Raw genomic sequence first — 18,688 nt, forward strand, 5'->3', positions numbered from 1 at the left:
CGGCTTGGATGCGCGGATCAATCGGCACAGGACCTCTCCCGCTGCCGGAAATTGTGACGCCAGAAGACCCGCGCCAGGCACGGATCGCACCCTGCCTCTGCCTCGCGCAGATCGGACATCATCTCATCGACATGCAGATGCCCGGCGTCCGTCAGCCGGAAGCAATCGCCATCGAAGGCAACGAGGCCGCGGCTCACGAGGCCGGCGCGCATCTGTTCGAAATCACTCATCGGACGCGCTCCCGCCGCGCGGCCGATCGACCAGCACGCCTTCGAACGGCACACGCACGATGCCGCCGCCGTACGCCGGACGATCGCCGACCAGTTTGGCGACGACACTTTCCGTGAGCTGCAACGGCGCGGGCTTGACGTTTCCGGCCATCAGTCGCGCGCCATCCACTGGGCGTCCCACTGCTGGAAGGGCGCGGGCATCGACAACGCCTCCTGCTTGGCCGCGAGCCGGGCCATCGCCGTGCGGTTGGCCTCGCGCGCATCGAGCCGCCGGATCTCCCTCTCGGCATCCTTCGGCGTCATGTCGTGCGCGAGCGCGTACTCGAAGCACCTTCGATGGTGCCGCAGACGCTCCGCTTCGCTGGCAAATCGGGCCATCATGCATCCTCCCGAACCTTGTGCAGCGTGGTCGCCAAGCCCTCGACCCGGCGAAGGAATCGAGATTGCGCGCTGGCCTTCTCGGCGGCGCGCTGGTTGGCAAAGAGGTTGAGCTTCTCGGCGATCGAGGCGGGGTCGGTCGATGCCGGCAGCACGGCGAGCACACGAGGGCGTGCCACGCGGAAACGCCGGCGATCCCAGCGGCGATGTTCGTGAAGCCACGGGTAAGACGTGTAGTGACGATCGCGCACCAGCTCGACGCGGGCCACGCCGTAATCGGTGCGGTCTGCGTACAGGATCAGGTCGCCGGGTGCCGCGCTGCGCATCAGGCAAGCCCCTCGACCGGCAGCTGCAGCTCCGGCCGATCGAGCGGCGGGAGCCAGATGATACGTGTCTGGTGGCGAGCGGTCGGCTGCTGGACGTTCCAGACGAACCAGGCGTAGTCGACAACGCCCCCTTTGAACGCTTTGCCCACAGCTTCGAGCATGGGAATCATGTCGCCGGGAGGCATGGAAGGCCGTTGAGTGAGCACCAATACGGCCTGCGGAGGGAAGTCCTGGTCGAACAAGTCGAACCGGACCTGGCTGCCCTGCCACTTGATCGGCATCACCATGCAGACGCGGCGCGTCGCGAGCTGCAGAGCCCGGCGGACAAACGCCTCCGCAATGCCTTCGATGTAACTGTAGGGCGGGTTGCCGACGATGCTGCAAGGCGCGGGCGCCCTGGCGGCTTCAAGGAAGTCGGCGTGGAAGAACGACGGAAGCGACAGGCCGGCGAAGAGAGCCGGGTCGATACGGTTCACGATGTCCGAGCAGAACACCCGGAAGCCGTCCTCGGCGAAGGTGACCATCGTCCGGCCGCTTCCCGCGCAAGGGTCCCAGATCGCCTCGCCCGCCGCCCTCTCCTGCGCAAAGCCGCCGAGCGCCACATAGAGCTGCCAAGCCACCCAGGACTGATCGACACACCAGTCCTGCGGGTGGCTATTGCGCTTGCGGCCGGTGGAGACTTCTCCTCTAGCCATCGCCGAGCTCCTCATTGAGCCGGTCGCGGAGCTGGCGCTTCACTTCGTCGGATTTCAGAGCGCGAACGAAGCTATCGACGTGATGCTTCTGCTGGGTCGCGGTCAGCCGCGCCATGTTGCCGATGACCGCGCTGAGCACCTTCTGCTCGGCGGTCGGAGCAGGTCCGCCCGGCCGATCGACGCCGACCTTCGCGCGGGCAAGCTCGACACTCAACTCGTCGTCCGCGAGCAGGAGCTCGATGGCTTCGCGCCGCTTCTGCTCGTCTTTGATCGCCGCGATCGCCTTGAGCTGACTGGCGTTCTCTCCGACGACCGGATGGTTCGACAGCAGTTCGATCAGGTCGGGGAACGGCTCGATCAGGAGGCGATAGAGCGAGAGATCATTGTGGATCGTCCGGCGGGACATGCCGAGCGCTTCGCCAACGGACTCCTCCCAACCATATGCTTGTGCAAACTTTGCACAAGCATCCTCGGACTCGTCCCGCAGAGCCTCCTCGACGCGAGTTTCGCCGGACTTGACGCGCTGCCAGCGTAGCTTGGCGCCCAACCTCTGATGGCTGAGTTCCCCATGCTCACGGGCGATGCGTTCCTGCGCCGCCTGGACGAGCGCGGCCGTGAACTTGGCGCGCTCGATTGGTGCCAGTGGCCGGCGATGAAGGTTCTCTGACGCTTCGAGGTCGGCGAGCTCCTCCCGCTTGCCCTCGACCTGAATGCCCCAGACTTGGAGCCCTTCAAGGCGCGCGCCGATCAGGCGATGCATACCGGTGACAAGGCGCCACGGCTTATCGGGATTCTTCGGGTTGGCGACCACCTTGATGGGATCGCGCTGTCCGTCGACCGCCATCAGGCGTCCCAACGCCGCAGCCTTGTCTTCATGCAAGAAGCCAATGCGCTCGCCTTCGTCGACGCACGTCGGGTCAAGCTGGATGAGGACGGCGTTCGCCAGCAGACGATCGCTCATTTCGCGCCTCCACTTAGACGATGCGCGTCCGGTTCGGCGTGGCTAGCCTCTTCGCCACGACAACAAGTGCGAGAAGCGGAATGCCGAGTGATACCCAGCGAATTTGGCAGATCGAGCACCGCCTGGATGCGCTCGATGTCGAGGTCCAAGCTATGCGGGGTCTCCTGATGGCGCACCTGTCCCAGGCGGACCAGAAAGCGCCCGGCAGCGCACAACGCGCGGCAGACGTGGCCTCCGCCGTCATGACCAGGCGCGGCCTGGATCGCGTCGGGCCGCTGCAGGCGGCGCTCGACTCGCTGGTCGATGATATCGAGAACTTCCGCGATTTGCCGGCGAACGATTGATGCGCGTTGCGCATCCCTCTCGGCCATCAGTCCAAGTGCGGCCTGAACGGCGCGGTTATGCATCTCGGAGCGAATTCGGCGGGCTGCGGCAATGCCTGCCCTCGCATCGACGAAATCGCTCATGCCGAAAGCCGCTCCTGGCGCATCATCTGTGTGCGAGCCTGTTCGGCAGCGATCGAGCGCAGAGCTCCGTAGAGCTTGCTCACCGTCGTGAAGTTCGGCGCAATCGGGTCCGGATTGTTGGGCGACTTCTTCCAACGACTGAAAGTCGTCGGGTGCACTCCGGCGCGCTGGCAGACGAAGCGGATCGAAACGCGCAGCTCGAAGGCGCGCTGCTCGATCTCGTCGATGATGGTTTGCTGGTCCATGCGGCGGACCATATAGCATTAATGCTAACCTGCAATAGCAATCTTGCTATGCCGGGCGTGTTAGCATTCCTGCTAATGTTCCTTGCATGAGCGGATTTGAGCAGGACACGGAGCTTCTCAGGCGCCTGGTCGACACCACAGGCCTGACGCCGGCAGCTATTGCGAAGCGGGCAGGATTGGCGGTCACAACGATCAATCGCTCGTACAACGGCACCGCGACTACGCGCCTCAGCCAACCTACGTTGGAGAAGCTACGCGCGAACTTCCCCGACGTCTGGGCGGAAATCTCAGAGGGGGCTCGCGCCGGCCACGATCCTGACGACGTGGAAATCGATAATATCGACCTTTCCTACGGCATGGGCGGCACCTTCCTCGACGTAGGCGATGCAGACGTGGAGAAGGTCAAGTTCTCCCGGAGATGGCTGCGCCGGTTTACGCATGCCCCGCCAGAGGATCTCGGCAGCACCGAAGGGATCGGGGATTCTATGGAGCCGGTCATCTCTGATCGCGACATCGTGATTTTCGACCGCTCGGCACGGCTTGAGGATCATCTCAGCGATAAGATGTGGGTATTCGCCTACGGCCACATCGGCATGATCAAGCGGCTTCGGCCGATGCCGGACGGCACGGTGAAGATCATGTCGGCCAACCGGACCTATCCAGACGAGATCGCGACCGGAGACGAGTTGCACATCATCGGGCGCGTCGTGGCTACCGTGCGGCGTCATTGATGCAGGACGCAAATCGTCCGCTTCCTCCGATGTCACTGGCAGTGGTCGGGGCGAGGTATCCGAACCGCGATGGGTCAAACCGGCGGTTCGAGATACTTCTGTGCGAGACCGGCGAGCCGGTCGACTTGCGGCCGGAACCGAAGAACAAGCGTGATGAGCGCGCGGTTGCGGTATACTCGACCCGCGGAGTGCAGATCGGCTATCTGACCGCCGAGCGCTGCGGACGCATCGGCGGGCTTATTCGCGAAGGGCGTGAGCTGCAGGCTGTGTTCCAGGCACCGTCTCCCTTTGGCGCGTGGATCCGCGTCGCATTCGACGGAGAGGGCCCGAGCGTCGAAGATCGAGGCGCGACCGAAGATGCACCCGAAGAGCCTGACTTCTATCCGGACGAGATCTGGCCAGACGACTGAGGGGAGAACGATGAGGAAGTCCATTACTGCCGCTCTGGCGATAGCGCTGGCGGTGCCGGTCTCGGCAGACACCTTGGACGAACGGGTAGCGAAACTGCCGGCGCCGACGATGTCGAGCGCGAAGAGCCTTGAGGCACTGGAATACTGCATCGGGCTCGCGGCGGCGAAGTCCGTATTGCCGGTTACGCTGCATGGAGAAAGCCGGGTACTGATCTACGCGTCAATGGGCGGCGAGCCCGTGCTCTTCGTGATTTCAGTGCGAGACGAGGGCGAACGCCGAACCGTTGCGGTGGAGGGACATTCCTCGTGGGACGGCAAGGCCGAGAACTGGGCTCGGGGGTGCATATGATTGCCGCCGTTCTCAATTTGTTCTAGTGCGCGGAGCCGACTCGCTGAGAGGAGGTTCCGTGTCCCGTCAGTCGCTCAAGTTTTACCGCCTGTGGTGCGGCCGCAAACGCTACAGCGGGTGGCTTCCCAGCAGAGCCGAGGCGTTCGAAGCCGGCGTGCCCCACAAGGTCACCTTCGAAGATGGTCGCGGCCGCATCACCCTGGGGCCACTCGCTTGGATCGAGGTGGGCGAACGAAGGTATCCGCGCTCGCGCACCGTAACCGTAGAGCGCGAGATGTGATGCGCGACATTGGATGGCCAAACGAGCTGCCCGATCCGTCGATCACGCCCGATCGGCCGAACGAGGAAAAGGGGCGCTATCTCCGCGCGCTCTACCGCGCCTACCGGCCGTCGCAGCGGATCAATGAGTTCGAAAAGCTGGTCATCGACCAGGACCAGGCCGCCCGACAACACCGGGTCGTCGTGGACGAGTATGAGCGCCTCTTCGGCCCATCGCGCTGGGACCATTATCTTAGTCTGCTGATCAAAGACGCCTGGACCGAGGCCCGCGAGCTCGCTGGCCAACGCTACGACTACACCCTGCAGAACTGGGTCGGTCCGGACGGAAAACCCATCTTGGATTGAGATCTGCGGGCCGCAGGATACTCCCCGCTGCGGCCCGCCTTAGTCTCATTCGATGCGTCTCAGCGGTAGTGCATCGCCGCATATTCAGCGACGCGATCGACAGCCTTGTCGATGCCGCTCTTGTTCGAGCCGCCGAACATACCGCCGCTGACACTGCCTTCGCCGCGAACTGTCGAGAGCACCGTGCCATCGGGACCGACGAAGTCGACTTCAAGCACGACCTTGGACCCGCCCGTGAGGCCGGCGGTGAGATACCGGCCGACGCGGCTGCCCTCGTTGAAGCCGACGTAGCGATAGCGAACCGTCAGACCATCACCACGCTTGAAGAGCGGAGCATCACCGGCGAACAGCGCCTCCTCAAGCTGCTTCTGAGTGTAGGTCAGATTCTCCGCGTCCACCGGCACAACCATCTCGCGGTCGCGCTCGACCATGGCAGTGCTCGATCGGTAATCCGAGCGATCGGCAGATTCGACGGTAAGCGCGCTGTTGGCGCATGCGGAAAGGCTCAGCGCCAGTGCGGCGCACACGATCATCTTCTTCATGTAGTCCCCCCTAGTTTGGACCGGGGAGTTATAGCACCCAGCCGGGCGCTGTCACGCTTCCGAGCGCCCGTCGAAACTTGTCCCAGTTCGACCGTGCCCAGCCGGCAGCATCTGTTGAGGCGGCCGCCAATTATCCGTTATCTTTCAATGGGTGCCCAGTTTGAGGCCCCAAATCGCGAACTGGGACACGCTTTGCCCCGGTTTCGTCCCGGTTCGCACGCCACCACGCGCCGCTCACGTACCTCTCAGAGGTGCCTCAGGGGCCGGAAAACCGCCATTAAGAAGCCCCTGCGGCGCCGCCTTCTCAGAGTCGCGGACTCCAGCTAGACCTGTCAGCGGATCGACTAAATTAACCGTCGCTCTAGACGGTCAGACCGACCAGCCGCGCGAGGCCCGAAGTGACCGAAACCGCAGAATTTCGCCGTTCCAGTCCCACACGATCCCGGCCAAGCCCGGATAATCCCGCCTCCGCGGCCCTCTAATCCCTTGTGTCAACTAACAGGGGCGGCAACCAGCCCGGAGCGCGCGGGGCAATTAGCCCTTGCATCATGTTACACCGTCTCATACATGGCGGGCTTCCATGGATGCGCCTCATTCCTCGATTCGCGGACGGCTGGACCGTGCCGGCATCATGCTGTCGGGCCTGTGCATCGTGCACTGCATCGCCTCGATCGTGGTCGTTTCCGCGCTCGGCATCGGGGCCGAGTTCCTGCTGTCGCCCGCCTTCCACAGGGTCGGGCTGGCCGTGGCCCTGGTGATCGCCGCGATCGCGATCGGCTGGGGCGCGCTGACGCACCGGCGGCGCGTGCCCTTCGTCACCGCGATGACGGGCCTGACGTTCATGGGCGGCGCGCTGGCCATGCCGCACGGGGCGGGCGAGGTGATCCTGACCGTGATCGGCGTGGTGCTGGTGTCGATCGGGCACCTGCTGAACTTGCGCCGCGCGGATTGAACGCTATCTCGCCGGGCATGTCTGCCCCGCTCACCCTCACCGTCAACGGCGAAATCCGCCGCACCCATGCCAACACGATCGCCGCCCTCGTGCGCGAGCTCGATCTCGCGCCCGAGAAAGTCGCGGTCGAGCGCAACGGCGAGATCGTGCCGCGCTCCACGCTGGGCGAGGCCCCGTTGGCCGAGGGCGACAAGCTGGAGATCGTCCACTTCGTCGGCGGCGGCAGCGGCGACGACGACAGCTGGACCGTCGCCGGCCGCACGTTCCGTTCGCGCCTGATCGTGGGCACCGGCAAGTACAAGGATTTCGCCCAGAACGCCGCCGCGGTGGAGGCGTCGGGCGCCGACATCGTCACCGTCGCGGTGCGTCGCGTCAACGTCAGCGATCCGAAGGCGCCGATGCTGACCGACTTCATCGATCCGAAGAAGGTCACCTACCTGCCCAACACCGCCGGGTGCTTCACCGCCGAAGACGCGATCCGCACCCTGCGCCTGGCGCGCGAAGCGGGCGGCTGGGACCTGGTGAAGCTGGAAGTGCTGGGCGAAGCGCGCACGCTCTATCCCGACATGCGCGAAACGCTGAAGGCGACCGAGACGCTGGCGAAGGAGGGGTTCCTGCCGATGGTCTACTGCGTCGACGACCCGATTGCCGCCAAGCAGCTGGAAGAGGCCGGCGCGGTGGCGGTCATGCCGCTGGGCGCGCCGATCGGGTCCGGGCTGGGGATCCAGAACCGCGTCACCATCCGCCTGATCGTGGAAGGGGCCAGCGTCCCGGTCCTGGTCGATGCCGGCGTCGGCACCGCCAGCGATGCCGCTGTGGCGATGGAACTGGGTTGCGACGGCGTGCTGATGAACACCGCGATCGCCGAGGCGAAGGACCCTGTGCGCATGGCCCGCGCGATGAAGCTGTCGGTGGAGGCCGGGCGCGAGGCCTATCGCGCCGGGCGGATGGCGACGCGCAAGTATGCCGACCCGTCCAGCCCGCTGGCCGGGCTGATCTAGCGCTTGCGGAGCCGCGCGCAGGCGCGGGCTAACGCCAAATTAACCAAGTCCGGCGATGGTGGCCCTGCAACAGGGAACCGCCACCATGCCCAAGGCCGCCACAGCATCGCTCACCATCGCCGAAATGCGCGAGTTCGCGAGCTTCACCCCTGCCGAACAGCGTTATATCCGCCGCAGCCTCGACATCGGGCTGGGCCGCCAGGACGCCTTCAAGCGCTGGGCCCGCGATGCCGGGGAAAGCGCGGCGATCCGCAGCCAGTACGTCGCCTACCAGGAACTGAAGGTCCTGCGCGAAACCGTGCCGGCCGAAAGCCGGCCAGACATTGCCGAAAGCTTCATCGGCAAGCTGACCCGCGTGGCCGCCTTCGACCTGGCGCAGGAACGGATCGAGTGTTTCTCGGCCTTCCGGTTCCTCTACGAACGCCTGCTGGGCGCCGCCGTGCGCCCCTGGCTGCCGAGTGCATTCTGCGCCGCCAGCGCGCTGCCGCAGATCCGCCCCCACCGGCGCAAGCTCCTGCTCCAGTCGCTCAGCGAGGCGGCCGCAACGGCACCGGGCTGGTCCGACCGCGCGCCGGCCTTCTATCCCGAGTACATCGAGCGCGAAGCCGCCTGACACCGCCGGCGGCCGGTGCGAAAGACTGTCGCCCGGCGGGCCGGGTTCGGGCATACTGGCCGCCGTCATGGTCGTGGCCATCATCCTGTCCGCGCTGGCGATGACCGCCATCGTCGCGCTGCGCTATCTCGCCGCCAGCGGGCTGTTCGCCTGGGCCACCGAGCGCGTCCGGCCCGGGCTCTACGCCGGCCTCGCCCCGCAGATCCGGCGCGAGATCGGCTGGTCGCTGCTCTCGGCCGCGATCTACGGCGTGCCCGCCGGGATCGTCGCCTGGGGCTGGCACGAGCGCGGCTGGACGCTGATCTACAGCGATCCGCAGGCCTACCCCCTGTGGGCCATGCCCCTCTCGCTCTTCGCCTATCTCTTCGCGCACGATACCTGGTTCTACTGGACGCACCGCTGGATGCACCGGCCGCGCCCGTTCCGTCTCGCCCACGCGGTCCACCACGCCAGCCGCCCGCCGACCGCCTGGGCGGCGATGAGCTTCCACCCGCTGGAGGCGATTACCGGCGCGGTGGTGATCCCGGCGCTGGTCTTCCTCATCCCGATCCACGTCGGCGTGCTCGCGCTCGTCCTCGCGATCATGACCGTCATGGGGGTGACCAACCACATGGGATGGGAGATCTTTCCCCGCGCGCTCATCCGGTCGCGGATCGGCGGATGGCTGATCACCGCGAGCCACCACCAGCGCCATCACGACCACTATCGCTGCAACTACGGGCTCTATTTCCGCTTCTGGGATCGCCTCTGCGGCACCGACCGCGGGCTGTCCGACCGCTTCGTGCGCCCCTGACGCGGCCCTATCGCCGCGCGAAGAGCGCCCGCCAGCCGCGGCCCGGCTTCGCCGGTGCGGGGCCCGATTTCATCACCCGCCGGCGGAACAGGCGCGCGCCGAAGCGGACGAAGACCACGACCGACAGGACCTGCCAGGCAAGCGCGACGAGATGCGGCCAGAGCGCCGGCTCCTGCGCCGCCCGCGCCACCATCGCGTAAGGCGAACTGAGCGGGAAGGCCACCGCCGCCAGCTCCACCGGCGACCCGATGTCGGTCATCGCGAAGCTGGCGAGGAAGAACACGAGGAGTTGCAGGATCGTCGCCGGCATCGACATCGTCTGCACGTCGCGCACCGTCGGCGCCATCGATCCGATCGTGAGGAAGATCGACCCGATTAGCAGGTAGGCCATCGCGAAATAAGCGAGGAACAGCGCGGCGAAGGCGGGCCAGCCCACGGCGGGCGGGGAGAAATCGTCCAGAACCCCGGTCGCGACGACGATCGCCCCGGCGGCGCTGCCCCAGATCGCGATCCCGACGAAGCTGACCGCCAGCATGGCGAAGAGCTTGCCGAAGAAAACCGCGTCCATCGGGATGGCCGCCGCCAGGATCTCGATGATCTTGTTGCCCTTTTCCTCCACCAGGTTCGACATGACCATGCCCGCCAGCAGCATCGTGAGCAGGAACAGCAGGGTCAGGCCGGCGGTCGCTGTCGCGGCATTGGCGCTGCGCTTGCTGGCGACCGTGGCCGCTGTCGGCTCGAGCGCGACCGCGGGATAGCCTGCCGCCGCCCCGCCCTGCGCCTCTGCCGCGAGCAGGGCCACGCGGCCGCTCCAGCTCTCGATCCGTTCGGCCGTGCCGGTCAGCCGCGGCGCGGCCAGCGTGCCGCCCAGCACGGCGCCGAAATTGCGCGCGTCGTCGGCGAGGAGCCGCGCGGCGTCGCTCGCCTCGCCAGCCTCCACCACCTCGATCTCGGGCAGGTTCAGCAGCGCGTCCAGCCCGGCATGGGCCGCCGCGAAGGCGCGCCCTTCCGCCGGCGGGAGGGCGACCGCCAGGCGCGGGCTGTCCACGCTGCCCACGGCCTGCGCGCTGAGCGCGCCCGCGGCACCGCTGATGCCGATGAAGAACAGGGGCCCGACGAGAAAGAACAGGAACGCCTTCGACAGCAGGATCGCGGTGAAATCGCGCCGCGCGATCACCCAGGCCGCGCGCCACAGCGGCAGACGCGCCCTTGCGCCGGCGGGGGAAGCGTCGCTCATCGGCCGGCCTCCGCCGTGCTGTCTTCCTCCAGCGCGCGGGCCGCCGCCTCGCCCGCGATATGGACAAACGCATCGTGGAGTCCCGCCCGCTCGATCGAGAGCGAGAGAATGCCCGCCTCCCCCTCGATCAGCGCGCGCAGCAGGGGCTCGATCCCCGTCGCGGGGAGCGAGAAATACCAGAAATCGCCTTCGCGCCTGGCATCGCCCGGCAGGGCGTCGCGCCAGCGCCCCTCGCGCGCGCGCGTCTCCAGCCGGACCTGCGCAGGGATGCGGTCGCGCGCGGCATCGACCGATCCGGCATAGGGCACCTTGCCCCCAGCGATGATGGCGACGCCTTCGCACAACCGCTCCGCATGGGCGATCACGTGGGTCGAGAAGATCACCGTCGTCCCGCGCGCCGCGAGGCCGCGGATCAGCACTTCCAGCTTGCCCTGGTTGATCGCGTCGAGGCCCGAAAACGGCTCGTCGAGGATGACGAGGCCCGGATCGTGGACCAGGGTGCCGAGCAATTGCACCGTCTGGGCCATGCCCTTCGAAAGCTGGCGGATCTGCTTGTCCGCCGCGTGGCCCAGGCCGTGTTCCTCCAGCAAGGCGCGCCCGCGCTCGCGCGCGTCGGCCAGCGCCATGCCGCGCAGGGCGCCCATGAAGGCGATCGCGTCGCAGGCCTTCATCGCCGGGTAGAGCCCGCGTTCTTCGGGCAGGTAGCCGATCAGACCGGCGATATCGTGCGGATCGTCGTGCCCGAACAGCCGCCGCACACCCCGGTCGGGATCGATGATCCCCAGCAGCATCCGCAGCGTCGTCGTCTTGCCTGCGCCGTTGGGGCCGAGCACGCCGTAGATCGCGCCTTCGGGCACGGCCAGGTCCACCCCGTCCACCGCCGTCGTCGCGCCGAAGCGCTTGACCAGCCCGCGCGCCTCGATCGCCAGCGGGTGCGATGGTGCGGTATCGTTGCCCGCGCGGGGCGGATCGCTTAGCGCGGTTTCCATGTTTCGCGCGGTAGCCTCCGCGCCTTGCAGGGAGCAACCCCCGTTCGCATGTCCGGCGACAGAGAAGATGCCACGCTGCGCGACGAGCTGCTTGCCGAGGCGGCGCGGCTGGGCTTCGTCGCGGTGGGCATCGCCCCGGCGGCGGACGACCCGGAGCGGGCGCAGCGGCTGCGCGAATGGATCGCGGCCGGCCACCACGCGACGATGGAATGGATGGAGGACCAGGCCGACGTGCGCCAGGGCCCGCAGGCGATGTGGCCCGAGGCGAAGAGCGTCATCGCCCTGGGCATGAGCTATGCCCCCGCGCACGACCCACTGGCTTTGGAGGGCGACCGGGAACGCGCGCGCATCTCGGTCTATGCCCAGGGGCGCGATTACCACGACACGGTGAAGAAGGCGGCGAAGGCGCTCGCGCGCTGGCTGGTCGAACGCGCGCCGGGCACCGAGCTGAAGGTCTTCGTCGATACCGCGCCGGTGATGGAAAAACCGCTGGGCGAGGCGGCGGGGATCGGCTGGCAGGGCAAGCACACCAACCTGGTCAGCCGCGAGCATGGATCGTGGCTGTTCCTGGCCGCGATCTACACCACGCTGGAGCTGGAGCCGGCGGCGCCCCATCGCGACAATTGCGGATCGTGCCGCGCCTGCCAGGACGCCTGCCCCACCGACGCCTTCCCCGCGCCCTATCGCCTCGATGCGCGCAAGTGCATTTCCTACCTCACGATCGAGCACAAGGGCCCGATACCGCACGCGTTCCGCAAGGCGATCGGCAACCGGATCTACGGCTGCGACGATTGCCTGGCGGTGTGCCCGTGGAACAAGTTCGCCGCCACCGCCGCGCGCAACCGGGCCTTCCTCCCGCGCGCCGAACTCGTCGCGCCGCGCCTCGCCGAACTGCTCGCGCTCGACGATCCCGGCTTCCGGCGGCTCTTTTCCGGCTCCCCGATCAAGCGGATCGGACGCGACCGTTTCGTGCGCAATTGCCTGATCGCGGCGGGCAACAGCGGCAACCGCGCGCTCGAAGGGCCGGTACGCGCACTGCTGGACGATCCCGACCCGGTCGTGGCCGAAGCGGCCCGGTGGGCCCTGGGCGAGCTCAGACCAGCGCCTTGAGCGATATCTCCGGGTCGGCGAGCGCCTCGCGGTCCGGGCGCGCACCGGCCTCCACCAGCTTGCGCCCCTGGGCATAGTCCTTGGTCGCATTGACGCAATCGAGCGCGATCACCCGCCCTTCGCTGAGGTAGACGACCGAGAACTTGCGCGCATCGGGGTCGCCGCGCAGCACCGTCTCGTCGTGGTCGAGCGAGAGGCCCACGGTCTGCAGGCGCAGGTCGTACTGGTTCGACCAGAACCAGGGCACGGCGTTGTAGGGCCGCGCCTCGCCGCAGATGGACCGGGCCGCGACATTGGCCATGTCGTTCGCGTTCTGCACCGATTCCAGCCGGATCACCGCGCCGCCGGCATAGGGATTGGCATGGGCCGCGCAATCGCCGATGGCATAGACGTCGTCGAGCGAAGTGCGGCAGAACTCGTCCACGTCGACCCCGTTCGCCCCGGCGGCCCCGGCCGCGATCAGCGGGCCGACCGAAGGGACGATCCCGATGCCCACGACCACGAGGTCCGCCGGGATGGTCTCGCCCCCGTTCAGGGCGACGCCGGTGACCTTGTCCTCCCCCACGATCCGCTCGACCGCGGCCTCCAGCCGGACGTCCACGCCCTGCCGGCGATGCTCGGCCTCGTAGAAGCGCGAGAGTTCTTCCCCCGCCACCCGGGCCAGCACGCGGGGCAGCGCCTCCAGCAAGGTGACCTCGCAGCCGACCTTGCGCAGGACCGCCGCCGCCTCCAGCCCGATATAGCCGCCGCCGATCACCACCGCGCGGCGCGCGCCGGCCTCCAGCTCGGCCATCATCCGGTCGACGTCACCCCGGTTGCGAACCGAGTGCACGCCCGGCAGGTCGGCACCCGGGCGATCCAGCCGCCGCGGATCGCCTCCGGCGGCCCAGACCAGCTTGCCGTAAGCCATGCGGCTTTCGTCGGACAGGACGACTTCGCGGGCCTGCGGGTCGATCGCGACCACCGAAGTCTCCAACCGCAGGGCCACGTCCTTGTCGGCCCAGAACTGCGGCGGGCGGATATAGATCCGCTCGAACGGCTTTTCGCCGGCAAGGTATTCCTTCGACAGCGGCGGCCGTTCGTACGGCGGCTCGCTGTCGCGGCCGATCATCGCGATCGATCCGGCAAACCCGTTCTGGCGCAAGGCGATGGCGGCCTGTGCGCCGCCATGCCCCGTGCCGACGATAACTATATCGGCGCTCTGCATCCCGCCGGGTTTGGACAAATCCGGCGCCGGGTCAAGCCCGCCGGCCGGCCCCGCCCGTCAGCGCCCGAGCAGGTTGCGCGCCTGGCTGGCGATCTGCGCCAGCATCGCGGGGGCCACCGGCGAATGTGCCTGCGCCCGCCCGATCATCGCGCGGAATTGCCGGATCGCGGTCTCGTTCTCCTCCGCCCACGCGGCGACCGCCCCGGCCGGGTCGGACCTGGCATCCTTGCGCCGCGAGAGCCGCCGCAGGAAATCGAGCCGCATCTGCTGGAAATCGCGGGCAAGCCCGGCCACCAGCAGGCGCTCCCACACGTCGGACGGGTCCATCAGCGCGGCGGTGCCCTGCGCCCAGTCGAGCCCCAGCCGGGCCCCGAGATCGGTGAAGGCGCAAGTGAGGTTCCGCGCCCCGATCTCGGCATCGCGGGCGAGGCGGGCGAGGCCGACCGCGCCGTCCATGTCGAACAGGTGGGCGACATCGGCGGCAATGTCGGCCGGCGCGCCCATCTCGGCAAAGGCGGCGCGCATCTTGGCCGATTGCTGGCGCGATTCGGCCGCCAGCAGCCCCTCGGTGTCCGACGCCAGTTCGCCCACGCCGCGCGACAGTTCCTCGACGATGCGCGAGGGGCCCGCGCGGCCGACGCCGGCGCGCAGGAGGTCGGCCATCTGGCTGCGCATCGCGGTCGCGACCCGGTCGAACAGCATGATCCGCGCCGATTCGGGCATGGCGGCCCGGTCGAGCCGGTCCCACAGCGCCTCGATCCCGAACAGCTTCTCCGCGGCGACGAAAGCCGCGGCGACCTGCGCCAGCTCGACCCCTTCCTCTTCCGCCAGTTCGAACGGGTTGACGAGGCCGAGGCGGTTCACGATCCGGTTCGCAAGGCTGGTCGCGATGATCTCGCGGCGGAGCCGGTGATCGAGGATGTGCGCCTTGAACTTCGCCCGCATCGGCGCGGGGAAATACCCGAACAGGTCGGGCTCCAGCGCCGGCTCGTCGGGCAGGGGCGACTGCTCGATCGCGTCCTGCAGGACCAGCTTGGTGGAAGACAGGAGCACCGCCAGCTCGGGCCGGGCCAGGCCCGCGCCGTCGCTCGCCCGGCGCGCCAGGGCTTCGCCGTCGGCCAGCCCCTCGGTCCGCCGGTCGAGGTATCCGCGATCTTCCAGCGTCTCGATCAGGCGCAGCTGCGAGGCGGTGGCCTTCGCGCCGCCCAGCTCGGCGATCGAGAGTGCCAGGGCCTGGAGCCGGTTGTCTTCCAGCACCAGTTCCGCGACCTCGTCGGTCATCTCGGTCAGCAGCTTGTTGCGCCGCGGTTCCGACAGGCGGCCGGCCCGGCGGGCGCCGGCCAGCGCGATCTTGATGTTCACCTCGTTGTCCGAACAGTCGACCCCGGCCGAGTTGTCGATGAAATCGGTGTTGATCCGCCCGCCGCGCAGCGCGAACTCGATCCGCCCGGCCTGGGTCACGCCCAAGTTGGCGCCTTCGCCGATCACCCGCGCCCGCAGGTCCGCGGCATCGACGCGCAGGACATCGTTCGCCGGGTCGCCGACCTGGACGTTGTTCTCCGAACGGCTCTTTACATAAGTGCCGATGCCGCCGAACCAGATCAGGTCCACTTGCGCTTTCAGGATCGCGGAAATCAGCGCCTCGGGCTCCAGCTCCCTTGCATCGACCCCCAGCAGGCGGCGCATCGGGGCGGAGATCGGGATCCGCTTGGTCGTGCGCGACCAGACCCCGCCGCCCTTGGAGATCAGCGCCTTGTCATAGTCTTCCCAGCTCGAGGCCGGGAGGTCGAACAGGCGCTTGCGTTCCTGCCAGCTTTTCGCCGGATCGGGATCGGGGTCGATGAAGATGTGGCGATGGTCGAAGGCGGCGACCAGCTTGATCGCCTTCGACAGCAGCATGCCGTTGCCGAAGACGTCGCCCGACATGTCGCCGCAGCCGGCCACGCGCACCGGCTCGCTCTGCACGTCGATCCCCATTTCGAGGAAGTGCCGCTGGACCGAGACCCAGGCGCCGCGGGCGGTAATGCCCATGGCCTTGTGATCGTAGCCGTTGGACCCGCCGCTGGCGAAGGCGTCGCCGAGCCAGAAATCGCGTTTCTCGGCGATCGCGTTGGCGACGTCGGAAAAGCGCGCCGTGCCCTTGTCGGCCGCGACCACGAAATAGGGATCTTCCCCGTCGCGGATCACCACCCGCGGCGGGTGGACGACCTTGTCGCCTTCGAGGTTGTCGGTCACCGACAGCAGGGTGCGGATGAAGATCTCGTAGCTCGCCTGCCCTTCGGCGGCCCAGGCGGTGCGGTCCTTGTCCGGGGCGGGCAATTGCTTGGGATAGAACCCGCCTTTCGCGCCGGTCGGCACGATCACCGCGTTCTTGACCCGCTGGGCCTTCATCAGGCCGAGGATCTCGGTCCTGAAGTCGTCCCGCCGGTCGGACCAGCGCAGGCCCCCGCGCGCGACCGGGCCGGCGCGCAGGTGAATGCCCTCGACCCGCCGCGAATAGACGAAGATCTCGCGCCAGGGGATCGGCCGCGGCAGGTTGGGCACGAGCTGCGAATCGATCTTGAAGGCCAGCGCCTCCTGCCCGGCCGGGGCAAAGGCGTTGGTCCGCAAAATCGCGCCGATGACGGCGTGATAGAGGCGCAGCAGCCTGTCGTCGTTGATCGCCGCGACCCGGGCGAGGCCCTGCTTGATCGCCGCCTCGCACTCGCGCGTGGCCGCTTCCCGGTCGCCCTCGAAATCGGGATCGTGGCGGGCGGCGAACAGGCGCACCAGCGCGCGGGTGACGCCGGGCGCGCGGTCGAGCGCATCGACGACGGTATAGATCGTGAAGCTGACCCCCGCCTGCCGCAGGTAGCGATAGAACGCGCGCAGCCAGTTCGCCTCGTCCGCGCTCAGGGCGGCGCCGATCACCAGCCGGTTGAACGGGTCGTCCTCCGCCCAGCCGTTGAGGACCGCGGCAATCGCCTGCTCGATCGCGTCGGCCCGCTCCAGCAGCGGGTCGATCGCATCGCCTTCGGGCAGGGCGAGCGTGAAATCGTGGACCGTGCCCAGCCGTCCGTCCTCGAGCGGGGTCGGGATCTCGGCCAGGACGCGGAAACCGAAGTTCTCCAGCGCCGGCACGGCGTCGGAAAGCGGCAGGGCGCCTTCGTGCTCGTAGATCTTGAGCCGCAGTTCGGCCGCGCCGTCGCGCTCGAACGCATAGAGCCGCGCATCGCGCTGCAGGGCGGCCTCGCCCGGGGTTTCCGATTCGAGCGCCGAGAGATGGCGCATCCGGGCAATGTCGCGCGCGGCCTCGGCCGGGCCGTAGTCCGCGCGATAGGCGGCGGGAAAAGCCTCGGCGAACCGGGTCGCGATGGCGGCCGCGCGGCCGGCTTCCATCTGTTCGGCCAGTTCGCCCTCGACCGCCTCGGCCCAGCCGCGCAGCATCTTCTGCAACCGCACTTCCAGCTCCGCCTCGGGCGTGGCGACCTGGCCGCCGCGCAAGTCGAGCACGAAGCGCAGCATGGCGAGGTTGCCGCCTTCGACCTGCAGGCTCCAGTCGAGCATCGTCGCCCCGGCGCCCTGCTCCAGCAGGTCCACGATCTGGTGGCGCACCTGGGTCGAGAGCATGTCGCGCGGCATCCACACGAAGGCGAAGAGGTGCCGGGCGAGCGGCGCCTCGACCAGCGCGAGGCGCGGGCGCGGGCGATCGACCAGGCTCATCATCGCGGTCGCCACCCGCTCGATATCCTCGTCCGAAAAGCCGATCACGAGATCGTGCGGCAGCGCGGTCAGCGCATGGACCAGCGCCTTGCCCGCATGGCCGCCGGCGTCGAACTCGAATTTCTCCATCAGGCTGGAAACCCGCGCGCGCAGGCGCGGCACCTGGGTGGGGGTGGCCGCGAGGGCCGCGCTCGTCCACACGCCGGCATGGATCGACAGCGCGGTGACCTTCCCGCCCTCGCGGATCGGGGCGATGAACAGGTCGAGCGGGACCCGGCGATGGACGTTGGAAAGGCGGTTGGCCTTGATGATCAGCAGTTCGCGCCCTTCCTCGGCCGCGCCGAACCAGTCGAACGCGCGTTCGTAGGACGCGTCGGCCAGGATCTGGCGCGCGCTCTTGCGGCAGATCCCCAGGAGATCGGAATGGCTGCCGTCGCGGTGGCGGCGCAAGTGGCCGAGCTGCGTCAGCATCCCGCCTTCGAGCCAGCGCAGCAGCTCCGCCCCTTCGGCATCGTCGATTCGCGCGGCGTCGGCGCGCATCGCCTCGCGCATTTTCGGCCAGTCGGCCACGGCGGCATGAACGTCGGCCAGGGTCGTGCGCAGTTCGCGCTCCAGCCCCCGCCGCTGGCGCGCGTCGATCCGCACAGTCTCGACGTAGACCATCGATTCGCGCCGCGTGTCCTCGCCCCGCTGGGAAGCGATCTCGCGCAGCGTGCCGTCCGCGTCGCGGCGGGTATGGATCACCGGGTGGACCAGCCGGTCGATCGCCAGCCCCTGCGCCGCGATCGTCGCCGCGATCGAATCGACCAGGAACGGCATGTCGTCGTTGATCAGCGCGATGCGCATAAAGCGCCGCTCGTCGGTGGCGGAAGCGAGCGCGATCGCCGCTTCGCCCGGTTCGCGCCGGGTCGCCGCCTCGAGCATGAAACCGGCCGCGTCGCGCACCTTCTCGGTCGCGAAAGGCGTGTCGCCGGGCAGGAGCGAATCGCAGATCCGGTCGGTCAGCGCGCCGACGAGAGAGGAGGGAACGGCCTGTTCGCGTTGAGACTTGCCGGAAGGCGCAGCTGCTCGGGAACCCATCGAAATCGCTCCATCGGGCGCTCGAACGCCCGCCCAAAGACGCCGA

23 protein-coding genes are annotated in these 18,688 nt (G+C 68.1%); 10 read left to right on the top strand and 13 right to left on the bottom strand.

Translation table 11 applies throughout. From position 1 onward, the window contains the following. Positions 1-17: 17 nt before the first annotated feature. From T8T98_RS14500 to T8T98_RS14535, 8 genes are read right to left on the bottom strand one after another with little or no spacing between them, the layout of a single operon-like run. Positions 18-230, bottom strand: a complete 213-nt coding sequence (locus T8T98_RS14500) for a hypothetical protein (RefSeq protein ID WP_322295739.1) — start codon at positions 228-230, stop codon at positions 18-20. After that, entirely contained in the window at positions 223-381 is a 159-nt protein-coding gene (locus tag T8T98_RS14505) for a hypothetical protein (RefSeq protein ID WP_322295740.1), read from the bottom strand. The genes T8T98_RS14500 and T8T98_RS14505 overlap by 8 nt, the downstream gene beginning before the upstream one ends. Continuing rightward, the gene (locus tag T8T98_RS14510) at positions 381-611 is read right to left on the bottom strand and encodes a hypothetical protein (protein ID WP_322295741.1); all 231 of its coding nucleotides are present in this window, start codon (positions 609-611) and stop codon (positions 381-383) included. The genes T8T98_RS14505 and T8T98_RS14510 overlap by 1 nt, the downstream gene beginning before the upstream one ends. Continuing rightward, positions 608-934 (bottom strand): hypothetical protein, encoded by a 327-nt coding sequence (locus T8T98_RS14515; RefSeq protein WP_322295742.1) that lies wholly within the window; start codon positions 932-934, stop codon positions 608-610. The genes T8T98_RS14510 and T8T98_RS14515 overlap by 4 nt, the downstream gene beginning before the upstream one ends. After that, positions 934-1,629 carry a TRM11 family methyltransferase gene (locus tag T8T98_RS14520; protein ID WP_322295743.1) on the bottom strand — a complete coding sequence of 232 codons (696 nt, stop codon included), beginning with the start codon at positions 1,627-1,629 and terminating at the stop codon, positions 934-936. Before T8T98_RS14520 ends, T8T98_RS14515 begins: the two co-directional genes overlap by 1 nt. After that, positions 1,622-2,590 carry a hypothetical protein gene (locus T8T98_RS14525; RefSeq protein ID WP_322295744.1) on the bottom strand — a complete coding sequence of 323 codons (969 nt, stop codon included), beginning with the start codon at positions 2,588-2,590 and terminating at the stop codon, positions 1,622-1,624. Before T8T98_RS14525 ends, T8T98_RS14520 begins: the two co-directional genes overlap by 8 nt. Next, positions 2,587-3,057 carry a hypothetical protein gene (locus T8T98_RS14530; protein ID WP_322295745.1) on the bottom strand — a complete coding sequence of 157 codons (471 nt, stop codon included), beginning with the start codon at positions 3,055-3,057 and terminating at the stop codon, positions 2,587-2,589. Before T8T98_RS14530 ends, T8T98_RS14525 begins: the two co-directional genes overlap by 4 nt. Next, the gene (locus tag T8T98_RS14535; protein ID WP_322295746.1) at positions 3,054-3,302 is read right to left on the bottom strand and encodes a hypothetical protein; all 249 of its coding nucleotides are present in this window, start codon (positions 3,300-3,302) and stop codon (positions 3,054-3,056) included. The genes T8T98_RS14530 and T8T98_RS14535 overlap by 4 nt, the downstream gene beginning before the upstream one ends. Positions 3,303-3,388: 86 nt before the next feature. Between T8T98_RS14535 and T8T98_RS14540 the strand changes: the two genes are divergently transcribed. From T8T98_RS14540 to T8T98_RS14560, 5 genes are read left to right on the top strand one after another with little or no spacing between them, the layout of a single operon-like run. Beyond that, positions 3,389-4,033, top strand: a complete 645-nt coding sequence (locus T8T98_RS14540) for a LexA family transcriptional regulator (RefSeq protein ID WP_322295747.1) — start codon at positions 3,389-3,391, stop codon at positions 4,031-4,033. Between the two features lie 29 nt (positions 4,034-4,062). Then, positions 4,063-4,443: an HIRAN domain-containing protein gene (locus T8T98_RS14545; protein WP_322295748.1), complete on the top strand. Its 381-nt coding sequence runs from the start codon at positions 4,063-4,065 to the stop codon at positions 4,441-4,443. 10 nt (positions 4,444-4,453) lie between these two features. Beyond that, positions 4,454-4,792: a hypothetical protein gene (locus T8T98_RS14550; protein WP_322295749.1), complete on the top strand. Its 339-nt coding sequence runs from the start codon at positions 4,454-4,456 to the stop codon at positions 4,790-4,792. Between the two features lie 58 nt (positions 4,793-4,850). Then, entirely contained in the window at positions 4,851-5,072 is a 222-nt protein-coding gene (locus tag T8T98_RS14555; protein WP_322295750.1) for a hypothetical protein, read from the top strand. After that, entirely contained in the window at positions 5,069-5,416 is a 348-nt protein-coding gene (locus T8T98_RS14560; protein WP_322295751.1) for a hypothetical protein, read from the top strand. The genes T8T98_RS14555 and T8T98_RS14560 overlap by 4 nt, the downstream gene beginning before the upstream one ends. A 59-nt stretch (positions 5,417-5,475) precedes the next feature. Here the strand turns inward: T8T98_RS14560 and T8T98_RS14565 are convergent, their stop codons facing one another. After that, positions 5,476-5,958, bottom strand: coding sequence for a hypothetical protein (locus T8T98_RS14565; RefSeq protein WP_322295752.1), 483 nt, complete (start codon positions 5,956-5,958; stop codon positions 5,476-5,478). Between the two features lie 580 nt (positions 5,959-6,538). Between T8T98_RS14565 and T8T98_RS14570 the strand changes: the two genes are divergently transcribed. The 4 genes from T8T98_RS14570 to T8T98_RS14585 all read left to right on the top strand — a co-directional run bounded on the left by T8T98_RS14570 (position 6,539) and on the right by T8T98_RS14585 (position 9,317). Next, a complete protein-coding gene (locus tag T8T98_RS14570; protein ID WP_160733592.1) occupies positions 6,539-6,910 on the top strand; it encodes a MerC domain-containing protein in 372 nt (123 codons plus the stop codon). A 17-nt stretch (positions 6,911-6,927) separates the two neighbouring features. Continuing rightward, complete coding sequence (gene thiS, locus T8T98_RS14575; protein WP_322295753.1) at positions 6,928-7,911, top strand: sulfur carrier protein ThiS; 984 nt, start codon at positions 6,928-6,930, stop codon at positions 7,909-7,911. Positions 7,912-7,996: 85 nt separating this feature from the next. Next, the gene (locus tag T8T98_RS14580) at positions 7,997-8,524 is read left to right on the top strand and encodes a hypothetical protein (protein ID WP_160733590.1); all 528 of its coding nucleotides are present in this window, start codon (positions 7,997-7,999) and stop codon (positions 8,522-8,524) included. A gap of 67 nt (positions 8,525-8,591) precedes the next feature. Continuing rightward, positions 8,592-9,317, top strand: coding sequence for a sterol desaturase family protein (locus T8T98_RS14585; protein WP_251104678.1), 726 nt, complete (start codon positions 8,592-8,594; stop codon positions 9,315-9,317). Positions 9,318-9,324: 7 nt separating this feature from the next. Here the strand turns inward: T8T98_RS14585 and T8T98_RS14590 are convergent, their stop codons facing one another. Beyond that, positions 9,325-10,554: an ABC transporter permease gene (locus T8T98_RS14590; RefSeq protein WP_251104677.1), complete on the bottom strand. Its 1,230-nt coding sequence runs from the start codon at positions 10,552-10,554 to the stop codon at positions 9,325-9,327. Next, positions 10,551-11,543 (bottom strand): ABC transporter ATP-binding protein, encoded by a 993-nt coding sequence (locus tag T8T98_RS14595; RefSeq protein ID WP_251104676.1) that lies wholly within the window; start codon positions 11,541-11,543, stop codon positions 10,551-10,553. The genes T8T98_RS14590 and T8T98_RS14595 overlap by 4 nt, the downstream gene beginning before the upstream one ends. A gap of 48 nt (positions 11,544-11,591) precedes the next feature. On the opposite strand from T8T98_RS14595, the gene queG reads away from it, so the two are divergent. Continuing rightward, positions 11,592-12,653 (top strand): tRNA epoxyqueuosine(34) reductase QueG, encoded by a 1,062-nt coding sequence (gene queG, locus T8T98_RS14600; protein ID WP_251104675.1) that lies wholly within the window; start codon positions 11,592-11,594, stop codon positions 12,651-12,653. On the opposite strand, the gene T8T98_RS14605 is transcribed toward queG, so the two are convergent. Further along, positions 12,637-13,860 (bottom strand): NAD(P)/FAD-dependent oxidoreductase, encoded by a 1,224-nt coding sequence (locus T8T98_RS14605; protein WP_251104674.1) that lies wholly within the window; start codon positions 13,858-13,860, stop codon positions 12,637-12,639. The two genes, queG and T8T98_RS14605, sit on opposite strands and share 17 nt — an antisense overlap. A 57-nt stretch (positions 13,861-13,917) precedes the next feature. Continuing rightward, a complete protein-coding gene (locus T8T98_RS14610; RefSeq protein WP_251104673.1) occupies positions 13,918-18,642 on the bottom strand; it encodes an NAD-glutamate dehydrogenase in 4,725 nt (1,574 codons plus the stop codon). Between the last annotated feature and the right edge of the window lie 46 nt (positions 18,643-18,688).

It is taken from the genome of Pelagerythrobacter marinus (genome assembly GCF_034375205.1).
Taxonomy (GTDB): domain Bacteria; phylum Pseudomonadota; class Alphaproteobacteria; order Sphingomonadales; family Sphingomonadaceae; genus Pelagerythrobacter; species Pelagerythrobacter marinus.

What these genes read in the sequence shown, in the direction of transcription:
- T8T98_RS14545 (WP_322295748.1), top strand. Translation starts at nt 4,063, where the DNA reads ATGTCACTGGCAGTGGTCGGGGCGAGGTATCCGAACCGCGATGGGTCA.
- T8T98_RS14595 (WP_251104676.1), bottom strand. Translation starts at nt 11,543, where the DNA reads ATGGAAACCGCGCTAAGCGATCCGCCCCGCGCGGGCAACGATACCGCA.
- T8T98_RS14510 (WP_322295741.1), bottom strand. Translation starts at nt 611, where the DNA reads ATGATGGCCCGATTTGCCAGCGAAGCGGAGCGTCTGCGGCACCATCGA.
- T8T98_RS14530 (WP_322295745.1), bottom strand. Translation starts at nt 3,057, where the DNA reads ATGAGCGATTTCGTCGATGCGAGGGCAGGCATTGCCGCAGCCCGCCGA.
- T8T98_RS14525 (WP_322295744.1), bottom strand. Translation starts at nt 2,590, where the DNA reads ATGAGCGATCGTCTGCTGGCGAACGCCGTCCTCATCCAGCTTGACCCG.
- T8T98_RS14500 (WP_322295739.1), bottom strand. Translation starts at nt 230, where the DNA reads ATGAGTGATTTCGAACAGATGCGCGCCGGCCTCGTGAGCCGCGGCCTC.
- T8T98_RS14535 (WP_322295746.1), bottom strand. Translation starts at nt 3,302, where the DNA reads ATGGACCAGCAAACCATCATCGACGAGATCGAGCAGCGCGCCTTCGAG.
- T8T98_RS14505 (WP_322295740.1), bottom strand. Translation starts at nt 381, where the DNA reads ATGGCCGGAAACGTCAAGCCCGCGCCGTTGCAGCTCACGGAAAGTGTC.
- T8T98_RS14590 (WP_251104677.1), bottom strand. Translation starts at nt 10,554, where the DNA reads ATGAGCGACGCTTCCCCCGCCGGCGCAAGGGCGCGTCTGCCGCTGTGG.
- T8T98_RS14515 (WP_322295742.1), bottom strand. Translation starts at nt 934, where the DNA reads ATGCGCAGCGCGGCACCCGGCGACCTGATCCTGTACGCAGACCGCACC.
- T8T98_RS14610 (WP_251104673.1), bottom strand. Translation starts at nt 18,642, where the DNA reads ATGGGTTCCCGAGCAGCTGCGCCTTCCGGCAAGTCTCAACGCGAACAG.
- T8T98_RS14605 (WP_251104674.1), bottom strand. Translation starts at nt 13,860, where the DNA reads ATGCAGAGCGCCGATATAGTTATCGTCGGCACGGGGCATGGCGGCGCA.
- thiS (WP_322295753.1), top strand. Translation starts at nt 6,928, where the DNA reads ATGTCTGCCCCGCTCACCCTCACCGTCAACGGCGAAATCCGCCGCACC.
- T8T98_RS14520 (WP_322295743.1), bottom strand. Translation starts at nt 1,629, where the DNA reads ATGGCTAGAGGAGAAGTCTCCACCGGCCGCAAGCGCAATAGCCACCCG.
- T8T98_RS14565 (WP_322295752.1), bottom strand. Translation starts at nt 5,958, where the DNA reads ATGAAGAAGATGATCGTGTGCGCCGCACTGGCGCTGAGCCTTTCCGCA.
- queG (WP_251104675.1), top strand. Translation starts at nt 11,592, where the DNA reads ATGTCCGGCGACAGAGAAGATGCCACGCTGCGCGACGAGCTGCTTGCC.
- T8T98_RS14570 (WP_160733592.1), top strand. Translation starts at nt 6,539, where the DNA reads ATGGATGCGCCTCATTCCTCGATTCGCGGACGGCTGGACCGTGCCGGC.
- T8T98_RS14550 (WP_322295749.1), top strand. Translation starts at nt 4,454, where the DNA reads ATGAGGAAGTCCATTACTGCCGCTCTGGCGATAGCGCTGGCGGTGCCG.
- T8T98_RS14580 (WP_160733590.1), top strand. Translation starts at nt 7,997, where the DNA reads ATGCCCAAGGCCGCCACAGCATCGCTCACCATCGCCGAAATGCGCGAG.
- T8T98_RS14585 (WP_251104678.1), top strand. Translation starts at nt 8,592, where the DNA reads ATGGTCGTGGCCATCATCCTGTCCGCGCTGGCGATGACCGCCATCGTC.
- T8T98_RS14540 (WP_322295747.1), top strand. Translation starts at nt 3,389, where the DNA reads ATGAGCGGATTTGAGCAGGACACGGAGCTTCTCAGGCGCCTGGTCGAC.